Source organism: Sporosarcina sp. NPDC096371 (genome assembly GCF_044762865.1).
Classification (GTDB): Bacteria; Bacillota; Bacilli; order Bacillales_A; family Planococcaceae; genus Sporosarcina.
Window position 1 is genome coordinate 58,637 of record NZ_JBIWFE010000004.1, and the last position, 26,315, is coordinate 84,951.

At 42.8% G+C, this 26,315-nt stretch carries 25 protein-coding genes; 6 read left to right on the plus strand and 19 right to left on the minus strand.

What is annotated here, in order from left to right:
• The first annotated feature begins 76 nt into the window (after window positions 1-76).
• Complete coding sequence (locus tag ACIQ0H_RS11730; protein WP_403414696.1) at window positions 77-751, plus strand: histidine kinase; 675 nt, start codon at window positions 77-79, stop codon at window positions 749-751.
• Between the two features lie 164 nt (window positions 752-915).
• On the opposite strand, the gene murB is transcribed toward ACIQ0H_RS11730, so the two are convergent.
• Window positions 916-1,827 (minus strand): UDP-N-acetylmuramate dehydrogenase, encoded by a 912-nt coding sequence (gene murB / locus ACIQ0H_RS11735; protein WP_403414699.1) that lies wholly within the window; start codon window positions 1,825-1,827, stop codon window positions 916-918.
• Window positions 1,828-2,050: 223 nt separating this feature from the next.
• Here murB and ACIQ0H_RS11740 point away from each other — a divergent pair, with 223 nt between their 5' ends.
• Window positions 2,051-2,578 carry a YceI family protein gene (locus ACIQ0H_RS11740; RefSeq protein ID WP_403414701.1) on the plus strand — a complete coding sequence of 176 codons (528 nt, stop codon included), beginning with the start codon at window positions 2,051-2,053 and terminating at the stop codon, window positions 2,576-2,578.
• 94 nt (window positions 2,579-2,672) lie between these two features.
• Here the strand turns inward: ACIQ0H_RS11740 and ACIQ0H_RS11745 are convergent, their stop codons facing one another.
• From ACIQ0H_RS11745 to ACIQ0H_RS11755, 3 genes are all read right to left on the minus strand, one after another.
• Window positions 2,673-3,380, minus strand: coding sequence for a DsbA family oxidoreductase (locus ACIQ0H_RS11745; protein WP_403414704.1), 708 nt, complete (start codon window positions 3,378-3,380; stop codon window positions 2,673-2,675).
• Window positions 3,381-3,562: 182 nt separating this feature from the next.
• A complete protein-coding gene (locus ACIQ0H_RS11750) occupies window positions 3,563-4,489 on the minus strand; it encodes a manganese-dependent inorganic pyrophosphatase (RefSeq protein ID WP_403414707.1) in 927 nt (308 codons plus the stop codon).
• A 43-nt stretch (window positions 4,490-4,532) separates the two neighbouring features.
• Window positions 4,533-4,976, minus strand: a complete 444-nt coding sequence (locus ACIQ0H_RS11755) for an RrF2 family transcriptional regulator (protein WP_403414709.1) — start codon at window positions 4,974-4,976, stop codon at window positions 4,533-4,535.
• Between the two features lie 163 nt (window positions 4,977-5,139).
• On the opposite strand from ACIQ0H_RS11755, the gene hmpA reads away from it, so the two are divergent.
• On the plus strand, window positions 5,140-6,327 hold the full coding sequence (hmpA, locus tag ACIQ0H_RS11760; RefSeq protein ID WP_403414712.1) for an NO-inducible flavohemoprotein: 1,188 nt from the start codon (window positions 5,140-5,142) through the stop codon (window positions 6,325-6,327).
• A gap of 19 nt (window positions 6,328-6,346) precedes the next feature.
• On the opposite strand, the gene ACIQ0H_RS11765 is transcribed toward hmpA, so the two are convergent.
• From ACIQ0H_RS11765 to ACIQ0H_RS11805, 9 genes are all read right to left on the minus strand, one after another.
• Entirely contained in the window at window positions 6,347-7,147 is an 801-nt protein-coding gene (locus tag ACIQ0H_RS11765) for an alpha/beta fold hydrolase (RefSeq protein WP_403414715.1), read from the minus strand.
• Between the two features lie 168 nt (window positions 7,148-7,315).
• Window positions 7,316-7,912, minus strand: a complete 597-nt coding sequence (locus ACIQ0H_RS11770; RefSeq protein WP_403415705.1) for a DNA-3-methyladenine glycosylase — start codon at window positions 7,910-7,912, stop codon at window positions 7,316-7,318.
• 30 nt (window positions 7,913-7,942) lie between these two features.
• Window positions 7,943-8,590, minus strand: coding sequence for a uracil-DNA glycosylase (locus ACIQ0H_RS11775; RefSeq protein WP_403414717.1), 648 nt, complete (start codon window positions 8,588-8,590; stop codon window positions 7,943-7,945).
• A 70-nt stretch (window positions 8,591-8,660) separates the two neighbouring features.
• The gene (locus tag ACIQ0H_RS11780; protein WP_403415708.1) at window positions 8,661-9,803 is read right to left on the minus strand and encodes an MFS transporter; all 1,143 of its coding nucleotides are present in this window, start codon (window positions 9,801-9,803) and stop codon (window positions 8,661-8,663) included.
• A gap of 250 nt (window positions 9,804-10,053) precedes the next feature.
• Window positions 10,054-11,025, minus strand: a complete 972-nt coding sequence (locus ACIQ0H_RS11785) for a siderophore ABC transporter substrate-binding protein (protein WP_403414720.1) — start codon at window positions 11,023-11,025, stop codon at window positions 10,054-10,056.
• Window positions 11,026-11,067: 42 nt separating this feature from the next.
• Window positions 11,068-11,829: an iron ABC transporter ATP-binding protein gene (locus tag ACIQ0H_RS11790; protein ID WP_403414722.1), complete on the minus strand. Its 762-nt coding sequence runs from the start codon at window positions 11,827-11,829 to the stop codon at window positions 11,068-11,070.
• Entirely contained in the window at window positions 11,826-12,776 is a 951-nt protein-coding gene (locus ACIQ0H_RS11795) for an iron chelate uptake ABC transporter family permease subunit (protein ID WP_403414725.1), read from the minus strand. Before ACIQ0H_RS11795 ends, ACIQ0H_RS11790 begins: the two co-directional genes overlap by 4 nt.
• The gene (locus ACIQ0H_RS11800; RefSeq protein WP_403414727.1) at window positions 12,769-13,719 is read right to left on the minus strand and encodes an ABC transporter permease; all 951 of its coding nucleotides are present in this window, start codon (window positions 13,717-13,719) and stop codon (window positions 12,769-12,771) included. Before ACIQ0H_RS11800 ends, ACIQ0H_RS11795 begins: the two co-directional genes overlap by 8 nt.
• A gap of 351 nt (window positions 13,720-14,070) precedes the next feature.
• Complete coding sequence (locus ACIQ0H_RS11805) at window positions 14,071-14,946, minus strand: DUF6612 family protein (RefSeq protein WP_403414730.1); 876 nt, start codon at window positions 14,944-14,946, stop codon at window positions 14,071-14,073.
• A gap of 263 nt (window positions 14,947-15,209) precedes the next feature.
• Here ACIQ0H_RS11805 and ACIQ0H_RS11810 point away from each other — a divergent pair, with 263 nt between their 5' ends.
• Window positions 15,210-16,973 (plus strand): ABC transporter ATP-binding protein, encoded by a 1,764-nt coding sequence (locus ACIQ0H_RS11810; RefSeq protein ID WP_403414732.1) that lies wholly within the window; start codon window positions 15,210-15,212, stop codon window positions 16,971-16,973.
• Between the two features lie 241 nt (window positions 16,974-17,214).
• On the opposite strand, the gene hflX is transcribed toward ACIQ0H_RS11810, so the two are convergent.
• From hflX to ACIQ0H_RS11830, 4 genes are all read right to left on the minus strand, one after another.
• Window positions 17,215-18,486 (minus strand): GTPase HflX, encoded by a 1,272-nt coding sequence (gene hflX / locus ACIQ0H_RS11815; protein ID WP_403414735.1) that lies wholly within the window; start codon window positions 18,484-18,486, stop codon window positions 17,215-17,217.
• A 92-nt stretch (window positions 18,487-18,578) separates the two neighbouring features.
• Window positions 18,579-19,253, minus strand: coding sequence for a VOC family protein (locus ACIQ0H_RS11820; RefSeq protein ID WP_403414738.1), 675 nt, complete (start codon window positions 19,251-19,253; stop codon window positions 18,579-18,581).
• Between the two features lie 61 nt (window positions 19,254-19,314).
• The gene (gene putP / locus ACIQ0H_RS11825) at window positions 19,315-20,799 is read right to left on the minus strand and encodes a sodium/proline symporter PutP (protein WP_403414740.1); all 1,485 of its coding nucleotides are present in this window, start codon (window positions 20,797-20,799) and stop codon (window positions 19,315-19,317) included.
• Window positions 20,800-21,082: 283 nt separating this feature from the next.
• A complete protein-coding gene (locus ACIQ0H_RS11830) occupies window positions 21,083-22,726 on the minus strand; it encodes an AMP-binding protein (protein ID WP_403414742.1) in 1,644 nt (547 codons plus the stop codon).
• Window positions 22,727-22,932: 206 nt separating this feature from the next.
• Here ACIQ0H_RS11830 and nfsA point away from each other — a divergent pair, with 206 nt between their 5' ends.
• Together nfsA and ACIQ0H_RS11840 are read left to right on the plus strand one after the other, a co-directional pair.
• Complete coding sequence (gene nfsA / locus ACIQ0H_RS11835; protein WP_403414745.1) at window positions 22,933-23,664, plus strand: oxygen-insensitive NADPH nitroreductase; 732 nt, start codon at window positions 22,933-22,935, stop codon at window positions 23,662-23,664.
• Between the two features lie 11 nt (window positions 23,665-23,675).
• Complete coding sequence (locus tag ACIQ0H_RS11840) at window positions 23,676-24,842, plus strand: class I SAM-dependent methyltransferase (RefSeq protein WP_403414747.1); 1,167 nt, start codon at window positions 23,676-23,678, stop codon at window positions 24,840-24,842.
• Window positions 24,843-24,928: 86 nt separating this feature from the next.
• Here ACIQ0H_RS11840 and ACIQ0H_RS11845 read toward each other — a convergent pair whose 3' ends face one another.
• Window positions 24,929-25,384 carry a membrane lipoprotein lipid attachment site-containing protein gene (locus ACIQ0H_RS11845; protein ID WP_403414750.1) on the minus strand — a complete coding sequence of 152 codons (456 nt, stop codon included), beginning with the start codon at window positions 25,382-25,384 and terminating at the stop codon, window positions 24,929-24,931.
• A gap of 142 nt (window positions 25,385-25,526) precedes the next feature.
• The gene (locus ACIQ0H_RS11850) at window positions 25,527-26,186 is read right to left on the minus strand and encodes a Dph6-related ATP pyrophosphatase (RefSeq protein ID WP_403414752.1); all 660 of its coding nucleotides are present in this window, start codon (window positions 26,184-26,186) and stop codon (window positions 25,527-25,529) included.
• Between the last annotated feature and the right edge of the window lie 129 nt (window positions 26,187-26,315).

Genomic DNA, 26,315 nt, shown 5'->3' on the forward strand with positions numbered 1-26,315 from the left:
CATATATACTAGTTAGGTTTTCATTCAATACTCCACTTACAATTACACAATAACATTCAAGAGGTGAACTACCGTCATGGGCAAAGTAAAAGGTCGTATGGACGAGAGCATTCTCGTTTGTGTCTACTACGGTCCAAATGGTGAACGTCTCATTAGACGCGGACATAAAATGGCATCAATCATGGACTGTCCACTGTATATTTTAACTGTCGATCCGCTTCCATATGACGAGTTTGACGCGGAAAAGTCAGACTACATTGAGCGCTGGCAAGAACTTGCCGAAGAACTCGACGTTGAGAAGTTTATTATCTGTGATAACGAAAAGCGGCCTTCCGCCAAAGTTATTAAAGAAGTAGCGCATCAGCATAACATTACCCAAATCATCATCGGGCAAACTGCTCAAAGTAGATGGGAAGAAATCACAAAAGGTTCGTTCATGAACGTACTGCTACGTGAAATTACATTCGTCGACTTCCATGTTGTCTCTGTCGATCGCGCCATCAAAGATGAGATTGACGGGATGTTTGAAAAAGGTGTGCGTGCTTACTTAGTAAAAGACGGGGACGGTTTTCGTATTTGTTTCACATTATCGAAAGACGCTCGTTTCGAAGGAATTTTCTTCAAGGAAACGGGCACCGATTTCAATAATGGGCTATTCAAATTCATGAGTAATAACAAAATGTGCCAAGTGCATATTACAGACGATCAAGTGACCGATCCTTCACTATTCAACTGTAAAACCGAAAAATAAGAAAAGCGGAAAGCTCCCCTAAACAGGCGCTTCCGCTTTTCTTAATTGGCTAGCTTCAGCGCCTAGCTCGCTGTGGAAAAGACGAAAGCCCCAAAAGCCAAAAACCGGCTTCAGGGGCTTTCCCTATTTCCTTCGCGAGCTGGCTAGGCGCCTTCCGCTTTTCTTTACTCTTCACCAACGATTTTTACTTCAAGTTCTAGGTCAACGTCGAACTTCTTTTTCACTTCTACTTTTACCATTTCGATTGTCTGAATGTAATCAGAAGCAGTTGCGTTGTTTTTATTGATAATGAAACCGGCGTGCTTCAATGATACTTCGGCACCGCCATGCCCTTTTCCTTGCAAACCGCAGTCTTGTATCAATTTCCCCGCAAAGTAGCCCGGTGGTCGCTTAAAGACGCTGCCTGCCGAAGGATACTCGAGAGGCTGTTTCGACTCGCGCTGAAACGTTAAATCCGCCACTTTTGAATCGATTGCCTCCTGTTCCCCTTTGACAAGCTGGAAATCAGCGGACAATACATAATAGCCTTCTTTTGCAATGATACTTTGTCGATACCCGAGTTCTAATTCCTCTTTCGACAGGACAAGCTGTTCGCCGGAGTTTGTTAGCACGGTCGCCTGCAAGATAATATCTTTAATTTCTCCACCGTACGCACCGGCATTCATAGCCATTGCGCCTCCAATAGAACCAGGTATACCACATGCAAATTCAATTCCCGTTAACGTCGCCGCAGCGGCACGCTTTGACACGTCAATTATCAGTGCCCCCGCCTCCGCATGAACACGCGTCCCATTAATTTGAATCGCATCGAGTTTCGCCAAGTGAAGAACGATTCCTCTGACACCACCATCTTTCACAACCATATTCGACCCATTGCCAAGTAACAATAGCGGAATTTCATTAACGTATGCGTAACGGACTGCCGCCGCCGTCTCCTCTATCGTCGCAGGAATCACTAGAAGGTCCGCCACGCCTCCAAGCTTTGTCATCGTATATTTACAAAGCGGTTCATCTATCAGTAATGTACCTTGCGTAATTTCAGGTAGAAGCCCTTCAAGCCATTGATGCTTCGACATCAACATTCAATCCTTTCAATAAAGCATTTAAATCGTATTACCTTTCATAGTATGCGTGGAACTTTTTCTTTTGACAAGCAATTTCATCAGCGATTTTCATTCCTCTAAACCATTTGTAAACCTTTTGTAAATTTTATCTAGAATTCAAGATAAATGTCTTGACCTCGAGACATATGGGTAATATAGTTAGGATAGACTTTATTTCGGAAAGGGAGTTTTCACAATGACAAAATGGATAGTAGACGCTTCTCACTCGAATATTAGCTTCTCAGTTAAACATATGATGGTTTCAAAAGTAAAAGGACATTTCGGAGAATACGAAGGAACAATCGATGGGAATGCTGAAGATCTTACTGGTGCGGCAATCCAATTTAAAATTGATGCTTCAACAATCAATACAAACAGCACAGACCGTGACAACCATCTGCGTGGAGCAGACTTCTTCAATACAGAAGAATTTCCAGCTATCACATTCGTCTCTACGGATATCGTGAAAAACGGGGGTAGCAAATACGCTATCAACGGGGACATGACGATTAAGGGCGTAACGAAACAGATTACATTTGATTCACAATTCGAAGGCATTGGAAAAAACCCTTGGGGTGTAGAAGTAGCTGGCTTTGAAGCTGAAAGTAAAATTTCAAGAAAAGAATTCGATCTTACTTGGAACCAAGCGCTTGAGGCTGGCGGCGTTCTTGTTGGCGACGACATTAAAATCACGCTTGATCTACAATTTAACCCAGCACAATAACAACCTCATCCTATCAACGCAAAAGCCGGGCATACGATCATTACGATCATGTGTCCGGCTTTTGCATTCCATATTAGGTTCTAACTAAATCAGGTTATATCTCACAGCCATCGTCAGTACATAGTCCTTCTCCATCAGTCCCTAACACTTTTAGACTTGGTTGAATCCCTTCTTCTTCCGCTACTTTTCGTAATGCCTCTGCAAACGCCTCTGCGGGTTGCGCCCCTGAAATTGCATATTTACGGTTAATAACAAAAAACGGAACGCCTTGTACACCAATCTGTCTGGCTTCAGCAATGTCCGTATTCACCTCTGCAGCAAACTCGTCAGAATCAAGCACTTGCTTCGCACGATCACGTGAAATCCCTACTTCTTCCGCAATACGAAGCAGCACCTCTTCCATACCAATCTTTTCAGCGTCGATGAAATAAGCCTGCAGAAGTCGTTCTGATGCTTGTGCACCAATGCCTTGCTGTTCGGCAAGCTTCGCTAGACGGTGCGCATTAAATGTATTCGCAGGCGCCATCTTATCGAAGTTATAGTGTAGCCCAACCGATTCCGCCTGGACCTTTACATTTTCAGTCATTCTCTTCGCTTCTTCCACACTCGTGCCGTATTTCTGCGCTAATACTTCCGGCATCGTCTGATCAGATGTTGCTGGCGAATTTGGATCTAGTTCAAATGCTTTAAATACAACTTCTGCACTCTCCTTAAGACCCGTTTCCTTTAAGGCCTCTTCAAACCTTCGCTTACCTATATAACAAAATGGACATACATAATCCGACCATATTTCAATTTTCATTTTCACACACACCTTTCTACCTCCATTTTAATTTCATTTGAAAATGGTAACAATGAATATGCCTACCCCGATTGAAATTAGTCTTAACGGAACGTAATGAGTTGGTTGGACAGCTTAATCTGCGATAAATAGCAAAAAGACTGCGCCCGGTTTCTCCTGGGCACAGTCTTATGTCATTCACTTCATTTCAACGCTTCTGTCAATACCGGTACGATTTGTTTCTTCCGTGAAACAACACCTTGTAACGTAGCCGTATTGTTCACTAGTTTAACGTTAAACGCTGAACTAGCACGTTCCGCCTCATTACCGAGTGCCAAAACAACTGAATCATTATTTAAGATGTCCGTTACAACAAATAAGAACAAGTCGAGTTCTTTTTCCGCAATCACACCATTAAGTAGTTCTTCTAATTCAGTTTGGCGGTCCATAACATCATTAATGTCGATGGCATTTACTTGCGCAATTTCGATTTTCACATCGCCAAACGAAAATTCTTTCGCATCCAGTGCAACAAGATCTTCAAGTGTTTTATCACTTAAATCCGCGCCCGCTTTTAGCATAGCTAGTCCATATTCCTGCGCATCTACTTCTGCAATGGCCGCTAATTCTTCCGCCGCCATACGATCTTCTTCCGTAAACGTTGGTGATTTGAACAGTAACGAATCCGAAATAATTGCAGACAGCATAAGTCCAGCAATATTTTTTGGTATAGCTACACCATGTTCCTTGTACAGCTTGTTCAAAATGGTTGCTGTACAACCGACAGGCTCAGCACGATAATACAAAGGATCGCTAGTTGCGAAGTTGGCAATCCGATGATGGTCGACAACTTCAATGACCTGCACGTCATCCAAATCATCTACACTTTGTTGTTTCTCATTATGGTCAACAAGGATAACTTGCGCTGCATCTGGCGCTGCTTTGTCAATCAATCGAGGTGCAGCAAAACCAAAATGCTCTAGTGCATAAGCTGTCTCGTTCGTAACAACACCTAGGCGTACCGCTTCTGCGTCCATTCCCACTTGTTGCTTCAGATACGCGTAGCTGATCGCCGCAGTGATCGAATCCGTATCTGGGTTTTTATGTCCGAATACCAAAACTTTACTCATAAAAAATAACCCCCTGTTTTCCTTTATATTCATTGCTAGTTTATCATAAAGGTCGATTGAATAATATCGCTGCCAATTCATCCTTATTCACGAGAAAATCGGCAATCGTGTAACCGTCCAACACTACAAAATAGGCAACAAGCGCTTCACGTAGCGCACCTTTAAGCCGGCAGGCAGGCGATAATAGACAACCACCCGAATCAGTATTAAAACATTCGACAAGATGGAAGTCGTCCTCCGTCTTGCGAACAAGTTCACCAACGTTAATATTTTCAGGTTCCACTTTCAAGCGAATCCCGCCTCCACGCCCCCGAATAGTTTCAATCAACCCCATTTTTCCAAGCTCATGAACAACCTTCGTCAAATGGTTTTTCGAGATGCTATAGGTATCCGAAATTTCTTGTACCGTCGAAATTTCTTCCCGTTCTTTTGTCCCAAGAAAAATCAGAACGCGCAAGGAAAAATCTGTATACATCGTTAAACGCATAAGTTCACCGCACTTTCCAATACTATTATAACACCTGTGACGTTTACGTGAATAAAATGTGGCTAACTTTTTAACACTTATTAAATATACATATCAAATATAGCTTTAAAATTATTTATGGTTTATGGTTAAGTTAACAAAAAGAAAGGGAGTGCATGCTCACATGCTATCTCAAGAAACGATCAACATTATCAAATCAACTGTCCCTGTATTGGAGCAACACGGAAAAACAATTACAACTGTCTTTTATAAAAATATGTTTGAAAAACACCCTGAACTATTAAATATTTTTAACCACGCAAATCAATCACAAGGTCGTCAACAAACAGCGCTTGCTAATACGGTATACGCTGCAGCTGCCAATATCGATAATCTAGGTGCCATTATTCCAGTCGTTGTCCAAATTGCTCACAAACACAAATCACTTGGCATTAAAGCCGAGCATTATCCAATCGTCGGCTACCACCTACTAGGCGCGATTAAAGAAGTACTAGGAGACGCTGCTACACCAGAAATCATCGGTGCGTGGGGTGAAGCCTACGGTGTCATCGCAGATGCATTTATCGGCATTGAAAAAGAAATGTATGACAAAGCGGAACAAGCAGAAGGCGGATGGGCAACATTCAAGGACTTCACAATCGCAGATAAAGTGGTCGAAAGTGATGTTATCACATCGTTCTACCTGAAACCTGCAGACGGTAAAAAACTACCATCTTACAAACCTGGTCAATACATTACTGTGCGTACACAAATTCCGAATGACGAATATACAGTAAACCGCCAATACAGCTTATCACAAGCCCCAACTGGCGATGTCTATCGCATTTCCGTCAAACGCGAAGACGAAAATAATCCAACCGGTAAGGTATCTGTCTACCTTCACTGTGAACTAAATATCGGCGACATGCTTGAAGTGAGTGTACCTGCTGGGGATTTCCACCTCGATACTGAGAGTAGCAATCCAGTCACACTTATTAGTGGCGGTGTAGGTATCACTCCAATGATGAGTATGTACGAAACAATCGCAAAAACAACACCAGATCGCCAAGTTGCCTTCTTACACTCAGCACGTACACGTAAGCACCAAGCTTTCGACACGGTATTGCGTGACCTAGATGCATCGATGCCTGCTTCAAGCTACAAAGCTCTTTATTCAGAAGAAGGTGATGGTTTCATCAACCGTGAATTCCTTGAGAAAAACGTCTTAGCGGGAAGCGATATTTATGTCTGTGGACCAACACCGTTTATGCAAGCTGTCATCAATGACCTGTATGCACTTGGATTCTCTGAAGAGAAAGTTCACTTTGAATTCTTTGGACCAGCTGAGCAACTTGAACTTACGCACGCGTAATACGCATAGAAAAAATCCGTCACCCAGCTGGGATGACGGATTTTCTTTGCTCAATTTTCGAAATGTAATCAATTGAAAACCGATTGAACAAATCTGGTTGGTCAATATTGCAGACATGTCCGGATTTTTCAATCTTGATAAACTCAAATCCTTCATTACGTCGGACAACTTCCTCAATCGGCGGGATGAACAGATAATCCTCATCCCCCATCAAAAACAACGTTGGAATTGCATTTGTCGAAGCCTGTAAGCGTGTCAAATAGGGATTGATCAGACTCGTTAAGGACATCCATTTAATAAATTCCTTCTGACACATCTTCTTCGCCTCATTGACGAACGCTAAACGTGATTCTTCATGCTCTTTAAGCGGCATAATAATATAAGCAAATAATCTATAGAGTAACATATAAGGTACAAAGCGTTTCATAGTGCGCCCTGCCCACAATAATATTTTTGTACGAATATCAAAGCGAATAATAGCTCCGCCAAGAATAAGCGATTTCACACGTTCAGGATAATTATCCGCAATCGTCTGTGCAACAATCGTGCCGAGGGACATTCCAATGATATGCGTCTTTTCGACACCAATCTCATCCAACACTTCGATTACTTCTTTAGAAACGTCTGCAAACGTATCTCCCTTTTTCCATTGATCACGTTCTGATTTTCCATGGCCACGAAGGTCGATTAGCAAAACATTATGTTCTTTTCTAAATTCCCGAATTTGTTTAAACCAAACTGAAAGGCTACCACCCGCGCCGTGTATGAATGTCACCCAAGGGGCAGTTGGGCTAATTTCGATAGTTCGATAGTGAAGCAAGATATGTCATCCTTCCACATTTACTACTACTATTAAACCATTTTCCATAAAACAAATACAACTACGAAGTTTGACAATTTACGACATGCTATGAATCTACGCCATCATTTAGTCATATTCGAAAGTAATTGCTACAGGATGCGGCACTTTTGTTCCATAGTGTCCAACTTACGCACGATATTTTGAAACAAATGGATTATCCTTCTCGTAAAATCGCCAGGGGTAATGGACCGCCTCTCCCGAATTGCCAATGCCTACACGTGGCCCCACGACAATCTTCCCAACACCAGCCCCTTCGGCAATAAATAGTGGTTTCTTTGACCAATGATGACCGTAATAATCCATCGTAATGCCCATCGCTTTCGTCAATTTCCCCGGCCCGTTCGTCCAGTCATGCATTTTCAATTGAACCCCTCGATTTTCCCTCATCTGCTCAAGCCCTTCAATTGGCTCAACCGCACGAATTAAAATCGCATGTGGCGTATCAATTGGTCCACCTACAACATTTACCAATGTATGAGTATGCATTCTATATGTGTAAACTGACCCCGCTGCCCCGAACATGATGTCGGTCCGTTTCGTCCGACGATTTCCAAAACTATGCGCTGCCTGATCTTCCGGGCCACGGTACGCTTCCGTTTCGACAATACGTGCGGCGAGTATCCCATCTGGTTGCTCGTGAACGATATAGTGTCCAAGCAGATTCTGTGCCAGTTCAAGTACGGGTGCCTTATAAAATGATGTATCGATTGGTGTATAGATGATAATCTACCTCCGCTTCCCCATTCATTTTCGTTAACCCATTTCTTTCAAGATGCGCCCAATTTCCAACCAATCCGCTTCTAACGATGGGCGATGTGAGGGTCTATAAAAAATGGATGCTGGATGAAATGTCGGGACAATTGTATAAGTCCTTTTCGTCCATTTGAACGTCGTATCATCGAGTTTATTCAAATACTGGACGGGACGCACTAATAGTTGCCCATGCAGTTCTGTCACCTTGGCCTCTTTACCAAGCAACCGCTGTAATCCTACATTGCCCAGTGGAACAATCAATCTCGGTTCAATATTCGCAAGTTCATAATCGAGCACGGGTGCATGCGCCATAATTTCTTTCATCGTCGGTGGGCGATTATATTTCCGCTCCGTCGTCGTTCCATCCCGTTCTTTTTTCGTGCCCCATCTAAATGGTCGACTGCGGACTGCACTTGAAATGTAAACCTCTTCACGGGTTAGACCAATTGTTGCAAGTGACTTCATCAATTCCTTGCCCGCACGACCGATAAACGGAATGCCATCGACCAGCTCGAATTCGCCAGGCGCTTCCCCAATGAGCATCAGTTTCGGATTTTTCGGACCTTCCCCATAAAGAAACCCTTCCACTGGAAAACCTGCAATCCGCTCCTTACCTAGTATTGCAATCGACTCAGGAATACGAAACATTCAAGCACCCCCTCATTTCTTTCTATAGTCTAACCAAAAAAGCCTACCTTAAAAAAAGTAGGCCCATCGTTTATTCCAATTCTAATTGTTTCGTTTCTGTCCCTAACAACACGACTGCCAACACACCAATCACAATCGCCCCACAGAAAATACCGAAAATCAAACCAAATCCATAACCCGCCGTTAGCAATGAACCCACAAGTAACGGTCCAAAAATACCGCCCACTCGTCCAACTGCCGCAGCCATCCCCGAACCCGTCGCGCGTATCGCCGTCGGATACTGTTCAGGTGAATAGGCATATAGAGCACCCCATGCACCCAAATTAAAGAAGGATAATAATGCCCCAAAGAGGATTAGCATTGGAAGCGTCTCAGCATTCCCAAACATAAACGCACTTGCCGCCGTTCCAAGAAGATACGTCGCCAAGACAAATTTCCGACCTGCTCGTTCGATTAACCATGCAGCCGAAAAGTAACCCGGTAATTGGGCGAGTGTCATAATTAGCACATACTCGAAACTTTTGATCAAACTAAATCCTTTCAGTACCATCACGCTCGGTAACCAGAGGAACATGCCATAATAGGAAAATACAACGGTGAACCAAACAATCCATAACATGAGTGTCCGTCTTGCATATTTTTCAGACCAAAGTAGCCCCATCTTTTCCAGCGCAGACTGCTTTGGCTTACCATCTGCTTCAAATTTAGGTGAATCCGGCAATTTCCGGCGCAAGTAAATCGCATAAAATGCCGGTAACGCCGTGATGATCAATGCAACCCTCCAGCCAAAGTCCGGAATGATAAAGTATGCAATCAGCGCGGCTACCAACCAGCCTGCTGCCCAAAAACTTTCCAACAGAACAACGACACGCCCCCGTTCATGGGCTGCCACACTTTCTGACACCAACGTTGATGCGACAGGTAATTCCCCGCCAAGTCCAGCACCGACAAAAAAGCGTAAAATAAGAAATGCGGTTAGTGACATCGTCAACGCCGATAATCCGCTAGCCACCGAAAACAAAATAAGCGTAATCATAAAGACATTCTTTCGACCAATTCGGTCCGCCAACAATCCAAATCCTAATGCCCCAAACGCCATCCCAATCGAGTTGACACTACCGATCCAGCCCATCTCTGCAGGCGACAACTGCCATTCTATCGCCAATGCCGCAATTACGAAGGATAGAATCCCTACATCCATCGCGTCAAACATCCAGCCCGTTCCTGCAAGCCCCAATAATTTGTTTCTAGAAATTCCTTCATTCTTTTTACTCACAATGTGACTTCCCCTCATTGAAGAATGTAGTGTCTTGACAGTTGTCATTATACTTCACTCTACTCATCTACACAATGCTTTCCGGACAACATATAGCAACGTTTTCTACAAATACGCTAGAATCACTAGTATGCCCAAAATAAAAAAAAGATTGGTTCACTTTTCAGTGAACCAATCTTTTTTCATCTCACAATACTTCTTCGACTTCTTCAATCATTGCTTTCACAGATTGAAGTCCGCCACCAGATAGGTACCAGTAGTTCGGATCAAGGTAAATAATTTTCCCGTCTTTGTAAGCTTTTGTTTTTACTACTAACTCATTTTCGATTGAATCTTTAGCACTTGCATCGCCACCAACTGCTGCATCACGGTCGATAACGAAGAGAATATCCGGATTTGTTTCAAGGATATATTCGAATGAGATCCCTTGACCATGTGTAGACACTTCAAGATTTTCATCAGCTGCTTTGAAGCCAAATACGTCATGAATGATACCGAAACGTGAAGTTGGTCCATATGCACTTACTTTTCCTTGGTTTCCAAGAATAATCAATGATTTCGCATCAATTTTAGATGATTCTTCACTAATCGCTGCAATTTTTTCGTCAATCTCCGCAAGTTCTTCTTTCATTTCATCTTCTTTGCTGAATAGTTCAGCAACCATATTCATGTTATGTTTGAATGATTCCATGTAATTTGCTGTATCCACACCAACAAAGATAGTTGGAGCAATTTCATTTAACTCTTCGTACATAGCGGATTGACGTCCAGAGATAAGGATCACGTCAGGTTTCATCGCATGGATTGTTTCAAAGTCAGGCTCTTTAAGACCACCAACGTTCGTGTACTTAGAATCCTCATATTTTGATAAGTACGAAGGAATGTTCATTTGTGGAACACCTGCAACCTCAACACCTAGCTCATCAAGCGTATCAAGCATACCGAAATCGAAAACAACAACTTTCTCAGGATTTTTTGCTACTTTTGCTTCTCCAAGATCATGCTTAATTGTTAAGATTTCTGGTTCAGTTGTTCCTTCTACTTCAGGTTCTGCCTTGCTACCCGTTGTTTTATCACCTGCTGCATCGTCTTTTGCTCCACATGCTACAAGTAAAGCCATTAATGCGACCATCAGTAATGCCATTGTAAACTTTTTCATCTAAATCCACCCTTTTCTTATTAAATATAGTTTTATTTTTACTTAAGAATTAAAGTACACACAAATACGGCAGTTGCTTAGCTGTTTGATTGGAATATCCATATCGTAGATTTCTTTTAACGAGTCAGAAGTAATAATGTCATTCGTCGGTCCATCTTTCACAACACGGCCATCCTTCAAAGCAACAATTCGATCCGAATAGACAGATGCGAAGTTAATATCGTGCAAGACAATGACAACAGTCTTACCAAGTTCATCAACAAGTCTTCTCAAAATTTTCATAATCTGAACAGAATGCTTCATATCTAGATTATTGAGCGGCTCATCAAGTAAAATGTAATCCGTATCTTGCGCTATGACCATTGCAATAAATGCACGTTGACGCTGTCCACCCGATAATTCATCGAGATAATCATGCTGCATATCCATCAGATCCATGTAGTTCATTGCCTGATCCACGACCTGTACATCTTCCGCCGTCAGCCTCCCCTTTGAATGAGGAAAACGACCAAATGATACCAATTCACGGATAGTAAGACGGACATTCATAAAGTTCGATTGCTTCAAAATGGATACCCGTTTTGAAAACTCATTCGACTTCATCTTCTTGACATCGTCTTTATCCACGAGTACTTCACCAGTATCTGCATCCAAAAGACGACTCACCATTGACAGGAGCGTCGATTTCCCCGCACCATTCGGACCGATGAAAGATGTAATCTTTCCAGGATGAATGTTGACATTCACCTTTTCCACGACCGCTTTTTTACCATAGAACTTCGACAGTTCACGGACTTGAATCATGTAGATCGACTCTCCTTTAATAGTAGATAGATGAAGTAAACGCCGCCAACAAAGTTAATAATCACACTGAGCGTCGTTGAGAACGTAAAGATCCGTTCGACAGCCCACTGTCCTCCAACAAGCGCAATTACACTCATGACGGAGGCACCCATGATCAGAATCGAGTGTTTATACGTTTTGAAATACTGATAAGATAAATTCGCAACAATCAAACCAAAAAACGTAATCGGTCCAACAAGTGCTGTCGAAACTGCAATTAGAACTGCGGACAAAATGAGCATCGTTTTAACGACTTTATCATATGAAATACCTAAGTTAATGGCGGTATCTCTTCCAAGTGATAGAACATCTAGTTCATTGATAGATCTCCAACCTATGATAAATGTGATAACAACAATGGCGAGCGCCCACCAAACGAGCTCCCCACTCACGTTGTTAAAGCTTGCAAACATCTTATCCTGCACGAGCATGAATTCATTCGGATCAATCAGTACTTGTAAGAACGTCGTAATACTTCCGAAGAATGTCCCGACGATAATTCCAACAAGTAATAGGAGGTAGATAGGCTGTTTCCCACCGCGGAATAAAAAGCGGTAGAGAATAAGCGCAAAGATAATCATTGCCCCGACAGATATAGCAAAGTTCACTTGCTTGTTGACGATAGTTATATGACTTGAACCAAAGATGAAAATGACGACGGTTTGCAATAACAAATACAGCGAATCCAATCCCATAATACTAGGTGTTAAAATCCGATTATGCGTGATTGTCTGGAAGATAACTGTCGAATAAGCGATTGCGAAACCTGTAATCACCATCGCCAACACTTTAATAGCCCTGCGAGGTAACGCATAGTCATAACTGCCGTTTAAACCTTGGAACAAATACAGGCCACAGAAGAGAGCTGCAAATGCGATAAGTATGAGTAGCTTCGTTGAATTACGCATATGCCTTCCTCCTAAACAACAAGTAGAGGAAGATTGCGCTACCGATGACACCGACCATCAAACTGATCGAAATCTCGTAAGGATAGATAATCACCCTCCCCAAAATATCACAGAGTAGAAGGAAAATCGCACCGAGTAATGCGGTATGCGGCAAAGTCTTCTGTAAGTGGTCCCCTTTAAATATAGAAACGATATTCGGAATGATCAATCCAAGGAATGGAATCATCCCAACCGTCAATACGACGGTTGTCGTAATAAGTGCAACAAGTATCAGACCGATATTAACAATCCGTCTATAAGCAAGTCCGAGGTTTTTTGAAAAATCCTCTCCCATTCCAGCTACCGTAAATCGATTGGCATAGAGATAGGTTATGATGAGCACCGGAATACTTATGTATAGCAGTTCGTAACGCCCTTTCATAATCATCGAAAAATCACCTTGTAGCCACGCCGACATATTTTGGATGACATCCGCCTTATAAGCGAAAAACGTCGTAATCGACGACAAGATATTTCCGAACATTAATCCAACAAGTGGAATGAAAATCGCGTCCTTGAATTTGATACGGTCAAGAATTTGCATGAACAATAACGTGCCGGCAAGCGCAAATGCAAATGCGACAATCATCTTTTCAATCGTAGATGCGTTTGCGAACAACAACATGGAGACAAGAATCCCAAGTCGTGTTGCATCCAGCGTCCCCGCTGTCGTTGGAGATACAAATTTGTTACGGCTTAGCTGCTGCATAATGAGACCTGCGATACTCATCCCTGCTCCCGCAAGGAGAATAGCAACCAGTCGCGGTAAGCGGCTAATTAAGAATATTTCCGTTTCTTCCGATTTAAAATCCAACAGATCCATCGGTGTAATACGGCTTACTCCTACAAAGAGCGAAAGAAATGAAAGAATGATAACTGCGACTATTAAATAACGTTTTTTCAAAGGTATCACCGATATCGATTATTTGCATGCAATTGAGAATCACCTACTGAAAATAGTTATCAATTAGCTGCAAATTCAATTATAGCATGATTGAATTTAGTGTCAACGGATAAATGAAAATGATTATCAGTCAGAGAGAGAGCGATGAGAAAACAAGATGCAGACATCCGTTACTAGATGGGCAAATAGCGGTTTCACGCCTCTCACCAAACTACGACAATCTTGTGAACTATTTGACTTTAAAACGAAAGTGGAGTGAATACGGGGCAATTTCATCGAGTCCACCAGGGCACTTGAGGAGACCACTCACTAAAAACAAAAAACGCCGGAATGGTTATCCGGCGCTTGCTATTATTGTCCCATTGCCTCATTTATATCAATCGCACTATCGAGTACATCCTGCGGGATATCAATTTTTTCGATTTCGTTCACTTTGCTTAATTTCGCATTGACCTTTTGATCGATACGCATTTCCTCGCCATCTACCTGCATCGTCATATCCATCTGCATGTTGAATGCATTTGTATAGAACGACTTCTTATCGATGAAAATCTCATACTCTAAGCTATTCACGTTAACACTTTCCATCAATTCTGTTGCATCTGCATCCGCTTCTATACCAGCCGGTAAATTATCCATGGCAATTTCCTTGAATAGTTTACTGAACTTCTCTCCAGAAGCCACTAGTTTAAGAATGTATTCGTCATCTGTTTGCTCAAACGTAAAGTCTTCTACAAAATCCTTAAACAAATTCATATCTAATGTTGGGTCTGCACTTCCTACTTGAGAAAGTAAATCTTCGTACATTTCGCCCGGTAACTTCATCCACTGACCTGATTCAGGTTCGTTCATAAAGAATCCTTCTTCTGTCATGTAGATTTCCATTGCTGTCGCACCTTGCTCACCCATATCTACGTCCATCTTCTGATACATAGCAAGCGGGTCCATGATCATATCCATATCCATCTTGATTTTGCTATTCATAGTAAAGTCTTGCGCTGGCAACTCTAGCAGTTGATCTACATTCATTTTCGCATGCATACTCTTTTGAGCTACGGATGCCTCAACTGATTTGTCATATACTTGTTGCGCTGTCATCGTACTTTTGTTTTGAACCTCTACTTTTTTACCCGTCTCAGGATCCTTTGCCGGCTCTGCAGGTGCACTACATGCCACAAGTCCAAGAGCAAGAATACCGACTGCAATTCCTTTAAACCAGTTTTTCATGTCATTCTCTTCCTTCCGCATTCTCATTTTAACTACAACTATTCATACGGTATATAATGAAAAGAGTTCCGTATTTTTTGAATAAAGTTACGAAATTGAATAATAAGACCCACGAGAGATGATACATACCCCTAACTACGGAAAATAAAATACACGTGCCATTTACTGACATCATTTACTTCGAATTCGGAAATAAATTAGTCGTTTTCCTAAACAAAATCCGCTATACTAACCATTATCATTGGAAAGGCGGGATTTTACAGATGCTCAAGAAATTCTTTTCTTATTATAAGCCACATAAACGATTATTCATCATTGACTTTTCCAGTGCGATTTTCGTCGCATTGCTCGATCTTGCCTTCCCGGTTGCAGTCCAATGGTTCATTGACGATTTGTTACCATCGGGAAATTGGGGAACTGTCATCACGGTGAGCATTTTACTGCTCCTTGTTTACTTACTCAGTACAGTTCTGCAATATATCGTTAGCTATTTTGGGCACAAGTTGGGCATCAATATCGAAACCGATATGCGCCAGCAGTTATTCAATCATGTCCATCGGCAATCATTCCGATTTTTTGATAACACGAAGACCGGTCATATTATGAGTCGGATTACAAATGATTTATTCGACATTGGTGAACTGGCTCACCATGGACCTGAGGATGTTTTCATTGCCATTATGACCATTATTGGGGCGTTCATCCTCATGTATAACATCAATCCAGAACTTGCGATTATCGCCATCATTATGGTTCCGTTCCTAATTGTCCTTGTGACATTCTGCAATAAAAAGATGAATGCGGCGTGGCAAAACATGTACGGAAAAATTGCGGATGTCAACGCACGTGTTGAGGACTCCGTTTCAGGATCACGCGTCGTGAAGTCCTTTACTAATGAAGAATTTGAAATTGCACGTTTCCGCGAAGACAACGGCAACTTCCGAATCGCCAAACTCGTCGCCTATAAAGTGATGGCTTGGACACATTCGAGTATGTTCATGATGACTCGGCTAGTGACACTCCTCGTGCTCGTCGTCGGTGCGTGGTTCGTTCACAAAAGCAAATTGTCCATCGGTGAACTGGTCAGCTTCGTACTGTTCGTCAATATACTCATCAAACCTGTTGATAAAATCAGTGCGCTACTTGAATTGTATCCAAAAGGAATGGCTGGCTTCCGCAGGTTTCTTGATTTGATTGAACAGGAGCCTGAAATCCTGGATCGCCCAAATGCCATTGCCGTGCCTCATTTAAACGGTAACATTGTCTTTGACGATGTTCATTTCCACTATGACGGCAACAAAGCAGTACTCAAAGGTATTGATTTGAACATTCACGCGGGACAAACAGTGGCATTCGTTGGGCCGTCCGGTGCTGGGAAAACAACAATTTGTTCACTGATCCCACGATTTTACGATGTCAGTGAAGGTGTTATCGCTATTGATGGCTTGGACATTCGCGATTTGACGCAGCATTCTTTGCGCTCCCAAATCGGTATCGTCCAACAAGATGTCTTTTTATTCACAGGAACGATTAAAGAGAACATTGGCTACGGAAAATTGGATGCGACGGATGAAGAAGTGTTTGAAGCGGCGAATAAAGCGCATTTGGAAGACTTCATCGCAGCCCTTCCTGATGGCTATGAGACGCAAATCGGAGAACGCGGGTTGAAATTATCAGGTGGGCAGAAGCAACGACTTGCGATTGCACGTATGTTTTTGAAAAACCCACCCATTCTTATTTTGGATGAAGCGACATCCGCACTCGATACGGAAACAGAACGCATCATTCAGCAATCACTTGCTGAACTGGCCGAAAATCGAACAACACTTGTTATCGCGCACCGTCTAGCAACCATTCGTGATGCAGATCGCGTTATTGTCGTCACAGAAGACGGCATAGCGGAGGACGGCAAGTACGATGAACTTGTTCGTCAAGGTGGGATTTTTGCAAGACTGCATAATATTCAATTTAACTCGCTTCAGCAGGAGTCCCCCGCTTTTATAAGTTCTGGGATGAATGTAAAATAACCATTCAATTCAGCGGGTATTCAAACCCCTGCTGAATCAAGTTAAGCCTCCGGCGGATGTCACAAATTTTGAAAGGAGTTAATTGCGCAAGCGCAATTCAAAATTTGGACGCAATTACGCCAAAGCGTAATTGATAGTGGTTTAACTTCCGAGTAAGCGGGTATACTGTTATTATCCCACCCCCTTTCTCTTATATAGAGAACAGCACCGCCCGACAGTTTTGTCAGGCGGTGCTGTTTTTTTAATAACTGACGATAAATTTCTCAAACTTAGTCCGTTCGGAACTATCCATTTCCACGGTTATCAGCGTTCCTTCTTCCTCATATTCCGTACTCCGTACATTCGCTTTGTCATTCAAATAGGATACAATATCGCCACGGTCAAACGGAATTAGCAGTTTACACGTACTATATTGTCCAAAAACTTTCTTCTTGATCAATTCCTCAAGTTCGTCCAACCCTTGACCTTCTTTGGCAGATATCCAAACGCTATCATCACTTACTTCTGGATAGCTGATACCTGCGAGATCGGCTTTATTATAAACATTCAGCGTCTCCACGTTCTCCACGCCGACAGCCTGCAATGTCTCATTCGTCACTTCCATCATATAACTGTGTTCGGAATTTGACACATCCACGACATGGAGAAGAAGATCGGCATCTCGTGCTTCTTCCAATGTTGAACGGAATGCTTTAACGAGGTGATGAGGTAGTCTTGAAACGAAACCAACTGTATCCGTTAATATAAATTGCTTATTATCAACAAGCTTTACATTACGGACAGACGTATCCAGCGTGGCAAACAGCATATCTTCTTCATATACCTGTTTCGCATTGTCGGCATCCATTTTCATTAACAGCTTATTCATCAGTGTCGATTTGCCCGCATTGGTATAGCCCACAATGGAAACGACAGGTGTGCCGCTCTTCTTGCGCTGCTTACGCTGTGTTTCACGCTGATCTTTGACATGTTCCAAATCTCGGCGCAATTTGGCAATCTGATCTTCAATTTTACGACGGTCAAGTTCAAGCTTTGTTTCCCCAGCCCCCTTATTCTGGAGACCACCACCTGTACCTCCTCCTTGTCGACCTAGTGAGGCTCGTAAACCGATAAGACGTGGAAGCATGTATTGCAACTGAGCTAGTTCAACCTGCATCCTAGACTCATTCGTTCTAGCACGCCTTGCAAAAATATCCAGAATCAGCATCGTCCGGTCAATTACTTTACACTGAAGCTCCTGCTCCATATTGCGAATTTGAGAAGGGGATAATTCATCATTAAAAATGACCAGATTGGCATCCAATTCTTCATAGAAATTTCGAATCTCCTCAATTTTCCCTTTGCCAACATAATGAGATGGATGGCGGCGTTCCAAGTTTTGCGTCACTTCACCGACCACCTCAACAGCAATCGCTTCGGCCAAATTTTTCAATTCTTCCATTGCATAAGCGAAATGCTCATCCTTTTGCTCATGTACCCCGACAAGCACCGCACGTTCCACTAAAACTTCCATACAACGACCCCTTTCTAGACATGCTATACGTGCATTCATCTTAACATATGTAGATTCACGCACCAATCAGGGCGGCCTCTTTGCTACTTCACTTACCCTACAGTGACATCCGTCAGTCTGTCTTTCCCGCCCTCATGTTCGACAAACCTTAACACAACATTTGGCAGCGTAATATCATCAGCGTCACCCACTTTTTGTGACAATAAAATTGCCCACTCCGCCGTCTCTCTCAACGGATCCTCGACACTGAACACACACTCCGTAATTTCCAGCTGTTCATTAGCCGAAGATATTGTGCCATCTGCACGCAACTTCGCGAAACGTATGTCTTCCGCATCCTCCCACTCTATAAAAAACGGATATGGCAATTCATTTGAAACAGCTTGGTCCACAAACAGCATCTTCCACTTTCGCAATTGACCATCAGCCGTTTTACGTTCTGCCGGAAGCACGCCTGACGTACGGAAACCTTTGTTTTCAATCTCTTCATTAAACTGCTCAATATCCGGCACAGATAGACAAATGGTGCCCCATCCTTCACCGTCCTTCAAATCATGTAGCAACAACCTCGTTAACGGATGGTCCGCCTTATTCGCTATGTCCTCGCTTTCTACTGATAGCCACTCTATATAAGCATTCTTCACATATAACAACGCATTATGCGTTCCCCATTGTTCATGGCGTCCACCAACAATCGCATGTTGCTGTTCCGCAACCCATTCCTTCGGTGCCCGATTCGTAAAATACACAACATGATCGAGTTTCATCTATATAACCCCTCTTTCTTTATAAAGAAAAGCCCGCAGTATGCACCGCAGGCTTTCCCTATTACTTATCTTCTTTAAGGATTTTAATCGCTTCATCGAATTCTTTATCGATTTCACTGTTTTTCTTATAAGTGATGTTACTAACGACAACTGCAACAAGGAGACACAGTAAGAAACCAGGAACGATTTCGTAAAGCGTGTCTTTCAATACATCGACATTTCCCCAAACCATAACCACAATAGCACCCGCAATCATACCCCATAGCGCGCCTTTTGTAGTCAGTTTGCGCCAATAAAGAGATAACAAAATGATTGGACCAAATGCAGCCCCGAATCCTGCCCATGCAAACGACACGATGCTCAAAATGGATTCATTGTTCGGCCAAGCTAGGATCATACCAATTACCGACACGGCAAGGACAGCCATTCTTCCTAAAAAGACATAATGCTTATCCGATGCATCTTTCTTCATAAACGTTTTGTACAGATCTTCAACAAGTGCAGAAGAAGATACAATCAATTGTGAAGAAATCGTACTCATAACAGCCGCAAGAACTGCCGCAAGCATGATACCCGCGATAAGTGGATGGAAGATAATTTGTCCTAAGACAATGAAGACGGTTTCATTATCGACCAATGTTGCATTTGTGTTTTGCTGATAATAAGCAATCCCGATAAGCGCTGTCGCGACCGCACCAAAGAGACTTAAGAACATCCAGCTAATCCCGATACGTCTAGCTTTTTTCGCTTCTTTATGCGAACTAAGCGCCATGAAGCGGACAATGATGTGCGGCTGGCCAAAATAACCTAGCCCCCAAGCGACTGCCGACAAAATACCCAGGAACGATGCTCCCGATACAAAGTTCAGCAATTCTGGATCGACGGCACGAATACTTGCCGTCGTCTCCCCTAAACCGCCTGTAATGAAAACGCCTACAATTGGTACCAAAAGAAGAGCGAGGAACATAATAACACCTTGAACAACGTCTGTATAACTGACCGCTAAAAAACCGCCAAACAACGTGTAGAAGATAACAACCGCAGAAACAATTAAAAGACCTGTATGATAATCTAATCCAAATGAACTAAGGAAAAACTTCCCACCTGCAACCATTCCGGAAGATACATAAAATGTGAAGAAAACAAGAATAATGATACCTGATGCAATTCGCAAAAGACGTGATTTATCTTTCAGCCGACTTTCCAAGTAACTTGGAATTGTGATGGAGTCACTCGATACTTGTGTATACACGCGAAGACGCGGTGCAACAAATACCCAGTTCAGATATGCACCGACCGTCAAGCCCACTGCGATCCAGGCTTCAACCAATCCATTCAGATAGATTGCCCCCGGTAACCCCATAAGTAACCAACCCGACATATCTGCCGCTCCAGCACTAAGCGCAGTAACGGCTGGACCAAGCGCACGTCCGCCAAGCATATAATCCGTAAGATTAGATGTACGTTTAAAGGCGTACCAGCCGATGAAAACCATCACACCCATGTACAAAATAATCGAAATTAACTGATACATTTCATTCGTCAATTGTAAATCCTCCTTAATAAAAAGTTATCTATATCATATCATTTCTTGGAGTATTTTAAATTAGTTATTTTATTTTTTACCCCGAAACATTATTTTTCAAACAACAAACGCCATGATGATGTTGCTTCTACTTATTTTTTCGGAAAATAATGTTATTTCTATATAATGGCATTCTGTCAGAAGATGCCCTTGCCTCGCTACTCAGAGTAACCACATCTATAACTGTTATTCATCAGGAAAAAGCGTATTTCTCGAGGGTGACAAGAAATACGCTTTTTCTTAGTTAAAATTGCTGTTGATAGGATTTTTCAACTGACATTTCGCGTAGTTTAAACTTTTGGATTTTCCCTGACGCGGTCATCGGATAGTCATCCGTGAATTCGATGTACTTTGGAATCTTGTGGTATGAGATTTTCCCCTTACAAAATTCACGTACCATTTCAGCAGTTAACTCTACGCCTTCTTTCGCAATAATCCATGCCATCAGCTCTTCCCCATATTTCATATCCGGCACCCCTATCACTTGTACATCCGAGATCCCTGGATGCGTATAAAGAAATTCCTCCACTTCTTTCGGATAGATATTTTCTCCGCCTCGGATGACCATATCTTTAATGCGGCCCGTTATATCGATATACCCCTCTTCGTCCATAATCGCAATATCGCCAGTTCGGAGCCATCCCTCTACATCGATAACTGCACGGGTTGCCTCGTCATTATTGTAATAGCCTTTCATCACGTGGTAACCACGCGTGCAAAGTTCACCAGGTTCCCCAACTGCGACAGCTTCACCAGTTGCGGGATCGATAATCTTCACTTCCACATGCGGATGCGGCTTTCCGACAGTCGATACTCTCTTGCCAATTGGATCATTCGTCTTCGTCTGCGTAATAACCGGCGATGATTCCGTTTGACCATAACAAATCGTAATTTCGCTGGCGCCCAATTCCTCAATCACCTGCTTCATCACTTCAATTGGACATGTAGAACCGGCCATAATACCTGTGCGAAGTGTAGACGTATCAAACTTGTTGAAATCGGGATGATTGAGCTCCGCAATAAACATCGTCGGAACTCCGTGAAGCGCTGTGCACTTTTCATCTTGAACCGCTTGGAGTACGCGTAATGGATCGAACTGTTCAAGCAGCACCATCGCTGATCCATGCGTTACCGCCGCCAGTGTTCCGAGCACACAGCCAAAACAGTGGAAAAACGGAACAGGAATACAAACGCGATCCTGTTCAGTCAACTTCATATAGTCGCCAATTAGTTTACCGTTATTGACAACGTTATTATGCGTCAGCATGACGCCCTTCGGAAAGCCAGTTGTGCCCGATGTATATTGAATATTAATGACATCATCAGCATCAAGTGATTGGAATCGCTTCTCCAGTTGCGCATCCGTCACTTGATCCGCATGCGCTATAAATTCCGACCACTTGTACATTCCTTCTTCTTCCCGTTCTGTCATCAGAATAATTCGTTTGAAATGCGGTAGCTTTTCACTTGAGATGACGCCATCCTTACGATCCACCAATTCCGGGCAGACTGCGCGAATGATATCTATATAATTTGTTCCTTTATAGCTTTCATCTAAAATGAGTGTAGTTGCATCAGATTGTCGTAATAGATACTCCAATTCCGCCGCCTGGTAACTCGTATTCACGGTAACAAGAACTGCCCCCATTTTCCCTGTCGCAAATTGGCTAAGGAGCCACTCCCTTTTATTGTCCGACCAAATGGCGACATGCTCCCCTTTTTCGATTCCCATACCCATAAATGCCTTCGCCAGCTCGTCCGTTTCTTCATTAAACTCCTCATACGTTTTCCGTATGCCATGCTCCGGATAAATATATGCTTCTTGTGCAGGAACTAATTGCGCCTGTTCCCTCACAATCTCCCCAACTGTTTTACGTAACAATGTCATTTCCCAGCCCCCTTTTTCGATACTTTATATTTTATCACGTTATTCGGAATATTTGGATACCATTTTCAAGAACACCGTTTTAGTTCTTTAAACGATATTTTCGCCCACACCAAATACCGCCCCTAACCTTTTCCAAGCGTTAATAGATGTTTACCACTACTGAAGTCTGTTAATCTTATGCTACAGAATTTTTTTGGAGGGATTCCATGGTCATCGAATTATTAACTGCACACGCATCCGTACGAAAATATAAAGACAATCCGCTTGCAAAAGAAGAAGTAGTCGAACTCGTTCGCGCAGGGCAACATGCCGCAAGCTCCCATTTTGTACAAGCGTACTCTGTCATCCATGTCACGGATGATGACAAGCGAAAAAAACTCGCCGAACTCACAAAAAATCCACAACAGATTTTATCGGCAGGTGCTGTACTTGTTTTTTGTATGGATTTTCATCGCCTCCAAAAAGCAGCTAACTTACTCGGGAAGGAGATTGACCTCTCGCATGCAGAAAACGTACTCGTCGGCGTCACAGATGTTGCCTTGTTCGCACAAAATGTCGCGATTGCGGCGGAATCGAAAGGATACGGCATTTGCTATATCGGAGGTGTGCGTAATGCGCCGGATGAAATAAGCACACTATTCAACCTACCTGTAGGCGTTGCTCCGATGTTTGCCATGACAATCGGCGTTCCAGACGAGGCGAATGAAGTAAAACCGAGACTCCCCATCGAAGCAATCATTCATGAAAATAGCTATGATGCGGATAAATACGACAACATCCTCCCCGTGTACGATGAAATAATGAACGACTATTACTTAAGCCGCGGGTCAAACCGAAGAGATGCCGCCTGGTCTGACTCCATGGCGAAGTTTTTAGGCACACCGAAACGGACACATATGAAAGCATTTTTGGATAAGCAAGGATTTGAATTTAACTAGGAGCGATGATGATGCAATTTGAAGAATTACTAGGGGAACTCACGCGTCGTATGACAGATGGAGCATTTATTAACGCTACTATCAGTCAACCTCGAACAAAGACAGACGAATTGAAACGGGTGAAAGTAAAACCTGTGGAAATAAAAGGACAACTGCATATCCAATTTGAATACCAGTATGAACGTATTTTAAAACACGACAATGTCACACCTGATGAACTACAAGGACACCTACAACAATTGCTTGAACGCTTCAAACAATTGCATGCCGAGTTTTCAGATGAAAAGGTTCATGTTCAGTTATCTAAGAAATTCAAAGTCATGTGGAAATCGGACAAGGTGAACTCCGGAAAAGTGGCCGACCTTTCACATAACCGCAAGAAAAATTATTTACTGGATGAAAACACGCCTTATCCATTCTTAGTTCGTCTTGGCGTCCAAACAGCTGATGGCAAAGTGAAAAAGCAAAAACACGACAAGTTTAGGCAAATTAATCGCTTCGTCGAATTCATCGACGACTCACTTGCCCATTTACCGAAAGACCGCACTGTGCGCATTCTTGATTTCGGTTCAGGAAAATCGTATTTAACGTTTGCACTGTATCATTACTTACGCATCGAAAAAGGACTCGATATTAAGGTGACCGGTCTTGATTTGAAAAAAGAAGTGATTGAGGAATGTAGCAGCATCGCGCAAGATCTAGGCTACGATCAACTTGAATTTCTTGTCGGCGACATTAACGACTATAATGAAGAAACGTCTGTCGATATGGTCGTCACGCTACATGCCTGCGACGTCGCGACAGATATGGCGCTTGCCCGTGCGGTGAAATGGGGAGCAAAAGTCATCTTGAGTGTTCCTTGCTGTCAACACGAATTGTTTTCGCAAATCAAATCCCCCGCACTCGATGTCATGCTTCAGCATGGACTCATCAAAGAACGGTTCGCTGCACTTGCCACCGACTCCATCCGTGCTGAGCTCTTGTCACTAGTCGGCTACGAAGCACAACTGTTGGAGTTCATTGATATGGAGCACACACCGAAAAACGTCCTAATAAGGGCCTATCTTACAGGACAACAGCCATCTGCTGCGGACGTTACACGTTACAAGGAATTCAGGAATCTGCTCAATGCCGATCCGTTTTTGGAACGTGAATTGGGAGATTTGTTGAATCAATAAGCAACCCGGCCCCATTTGCGTTTAGCGAATGGGGATGTTTTTCATAACTCACCTCAATGGCCTGCTAAGCCTAGGCAGTCTCACTTTCACCTAATTCCATCGACATACTTCAAAACATGTGCTTTTACCTTCTCTTTCTCTTCCTCCGACAAACTTTTCGTTTCAATCACTCCACTCGACATGGCTGGTGCCAAAATAGTCGTCGGTTCCGTCAGTTCAATGTACTCATTCTTGCCATCTAACAGATTATGACGCTTCAATGCTTCTCCATATGAGTAGGTAACGCGCGTGCTCACATAGTCACCATCCAAATTATAAAAGTCCTCGATGGAAGATGTTTCTCCTTGTACTTTGTCACCCCACTCCTTCAAGAAACTGACACTGTTTACTCGATGGTATCCTACTTTCACATAGAGTCCCGAACTATCCGGGGTATCAGACATCGTTTCAATCGTAAACGCCTCGACATGTTCGACCACCTCAGCTTCACTACAGGAAGCTAGTAATAAAGCCATTCCTAGTACAAAAAATAATTTCCGCATAACTTCTCCATCTACTGTTCTTCAGGCATAGTCATCACTATATTTCACTAAACAAGGGAAAATCAAAGAGATTTATTAATTAGCCCCCAAGTAAAACAAGCATTGCAGTGATCACATTTTTGCAGCTTCACGTGTATCCCCTTTATTCACCCAACGTTACATCCAAAAATACATAGCCGTCCCGCTCATGCTGCCCCGAAAATACGACAGGTACGCGTTCACTAAAAATCGGACCGTCTACAACAACTGTATGGAATTCACCGGATTCCCCACATGAATCAATACCCAGCGCATCCAGTTCGTCCATCAGTTCCACAGTAAATTTACGGCCAATGAAATGCGCTGGCATCATCTTTGTATTGACGACAACAATATAGGCTTCGAATTCTGCAGCTATAAATTCCTCTAGTAAGCTACGGCGTGGCTCCATCCATAAGGGATGCACGGCATCCATACCTACTTTTGCACAGGTTTGCTGTACCCATTGCAAATGATCTTCTAGATCGATATCGCCAAAAACACCATGGTCAATCCCCATCTCTTTACATGCTTGCATGGCATCTACAAACTGTACTTCATAACTACTCCAGCTGGCTCCTCGAATCATTAAAGGAACAGCCAATTTTTCTGCTTGTGCTTCAATAACTGCAAAAGGCAATGCATGCGATTTCGATCGCTCTATATCCTCTTCAAACATCGTCCACAATCGTTTCGGAATCCCTCCCGCTTGCATCGCCCGATAATACGCCATCGCGGAATCTTTCCCGCCACTCCATGACGCAACAAATGGTATACCTTTCATGTCTACACTCCCTTTACTGTTGAATTTATCTTACCATAGCTTCAAGATCGGATTATGAAATATTCAATCAACTACATACTATGCGAATTATGAGTACGTGTATAAACCAAGCGAAGGCGCCTTAAAAGG

Bases quoted from the DNA above. Each gene is read 5' to 3' on its own strand.
- hmpA (WP_403414712.1), top strand. From the start codon at position 5,140: ATGCTATCTCAAGAAACGATCAACATTATCAAATCAACTGTCCCTGTA.
- ACIQ0H_RS11780 (WP_403415708.1), bottom strand. From the start codon at position 9,803: ATGTTTGACGCGATGGATGTAGGGATTCTATCCTTCGTAATTGCGGCA.
- nfsA (WP_403414745.1), top strand. From the start codon at position 22,933: ATGGTCATCGAATTATTAACTGCACACGCATCCGTACGAAAATATAAA.
- ACIQ0H_RS11810 (WP_403414732.1), top strand. From the start codon at position 15,210: ATGCTCAAGAAATTCTTTTCTTATTATAAGCCACATAAACGATTATTC.
- ACIQ0H_RS11850 (WP_403414752.1), bottom strand. From the start codon at position 26,186: ATGAAAGGTATACCATTTGTTGCGTCATGGAGTGGCGGGAAAGATTCC.
- ACIQ0H_RS11805 (WP_403414730.1), bottom strand. From the start codon at position 14,946: ATGAAAAACTGGTTTAAAGGAATTGCAGTCGGTATTCTTGCTCTTGGA.
- ACIQ0H_RS11830 (WP_403414742.1), bottom strand. From the start codon at position 22,726: ATGACATTGTTACGTAAAACAGTTGGGGAGATTGTGAGGGAACAGGCG.
- ACIQ0H_RS11795 (WP_403414725.1), bottom strand. From the start codon at position 12,776: ATGCGTAATTCAACGAAGCTACTCATACTTATCGCATTTGCAGCTCTC.
- ACIQ0H_RS11820 (WP_403414738.1), bottom strand. From the start codon at position 19,253: ATGAAACTCGATCATGTTGTGTATTTTACGAATCGGGCACCGAAGGAA.
- ACIQ0H_RS11750 (WP_403414707.1), bottom strand. From the start codon at position 4,489: ATGAGTAAAGTTTTGGTATTCGGACATAAAAACCCAGATACGGATTCG.
- ACIQ0H_RS11785 (WP_403414720.1), bottom strand. From the start codon at position 11,025: ATGAAAAAGTTTACAATGGCATTACTGATGGTCGCATTAATGGCTTTA.
- ACIQ0H_RS11745 (WP_403414704.1), bottom strand. From the start codon at position 3,380: ATGAAAATTGAAATATGGTCGGATTATGTATGTCCATTTTGTTATATA.
- ACIQ0H_RS11790 (WP_403414722.1), bottom strand. From the start codon at position 11,829: ATGATTCAAGTCCGTGAACTGTCGAAGTTCTATGGTAAAAAAGCGGTC.
- murB (WP_403414699.1), bottom strand. From the start codon at position 1,827: ATGTCGAAGCATCAATGGCTTGAAGGGCTTCTACCTGAAATTACGCAA.
- ACIQ0H_RS11845 (WP_403414750.1), bottom strand. From the start codon at position 25,384: ATGCGGAAATTATTTTTTGTACTAGGAATGGCTTTATTACTAGCTTCC.
- ACIQ0H_RS11775 (WP_403414717.1), bottom strand. From the start codon at position 8,590: ATGTTTCGTATTCCTGAGTCGATTGCAATACTAGGTAAGGAGCGGATT.
- ACIQ0H_RS11840 (WP_403414747.1), top strand. From the start codon at position 23,676: ATGCAATTTGAAGAATTACTAGGGGAACTCACGCGTCGTATGACAGAT.
- ACIQ0H_RS11730 (WP_403414696.1), top strand. From the start codon at position 77: ATGGGCAAAGTAAAAGGTCGTATGGACGAGAGCATTCTCGTTTGTGTC.
- ACIQ0H_RS11755 (WP_403414709.1), bottom strand. From the start codon at position 4,976: ATGCGTTTAACGATGTATACAGATTTTTCCTTGCGCGTTCTGATTTTT.
- hflX (WP_403414735.1), bottom strand. From the start codon at position 18,486: ATGGAAGTTTTAGTGGAACGTGCGGTGCTTGTCGGGGTACATGAGCAA.
- ACIQ0H_RS11740 (WP_403414701.1), top strand. From the start codon at position 2,051: ATGACAAAATGGATAGTAGACGCTTCTCACTCGAATATTAGCTTCTCA.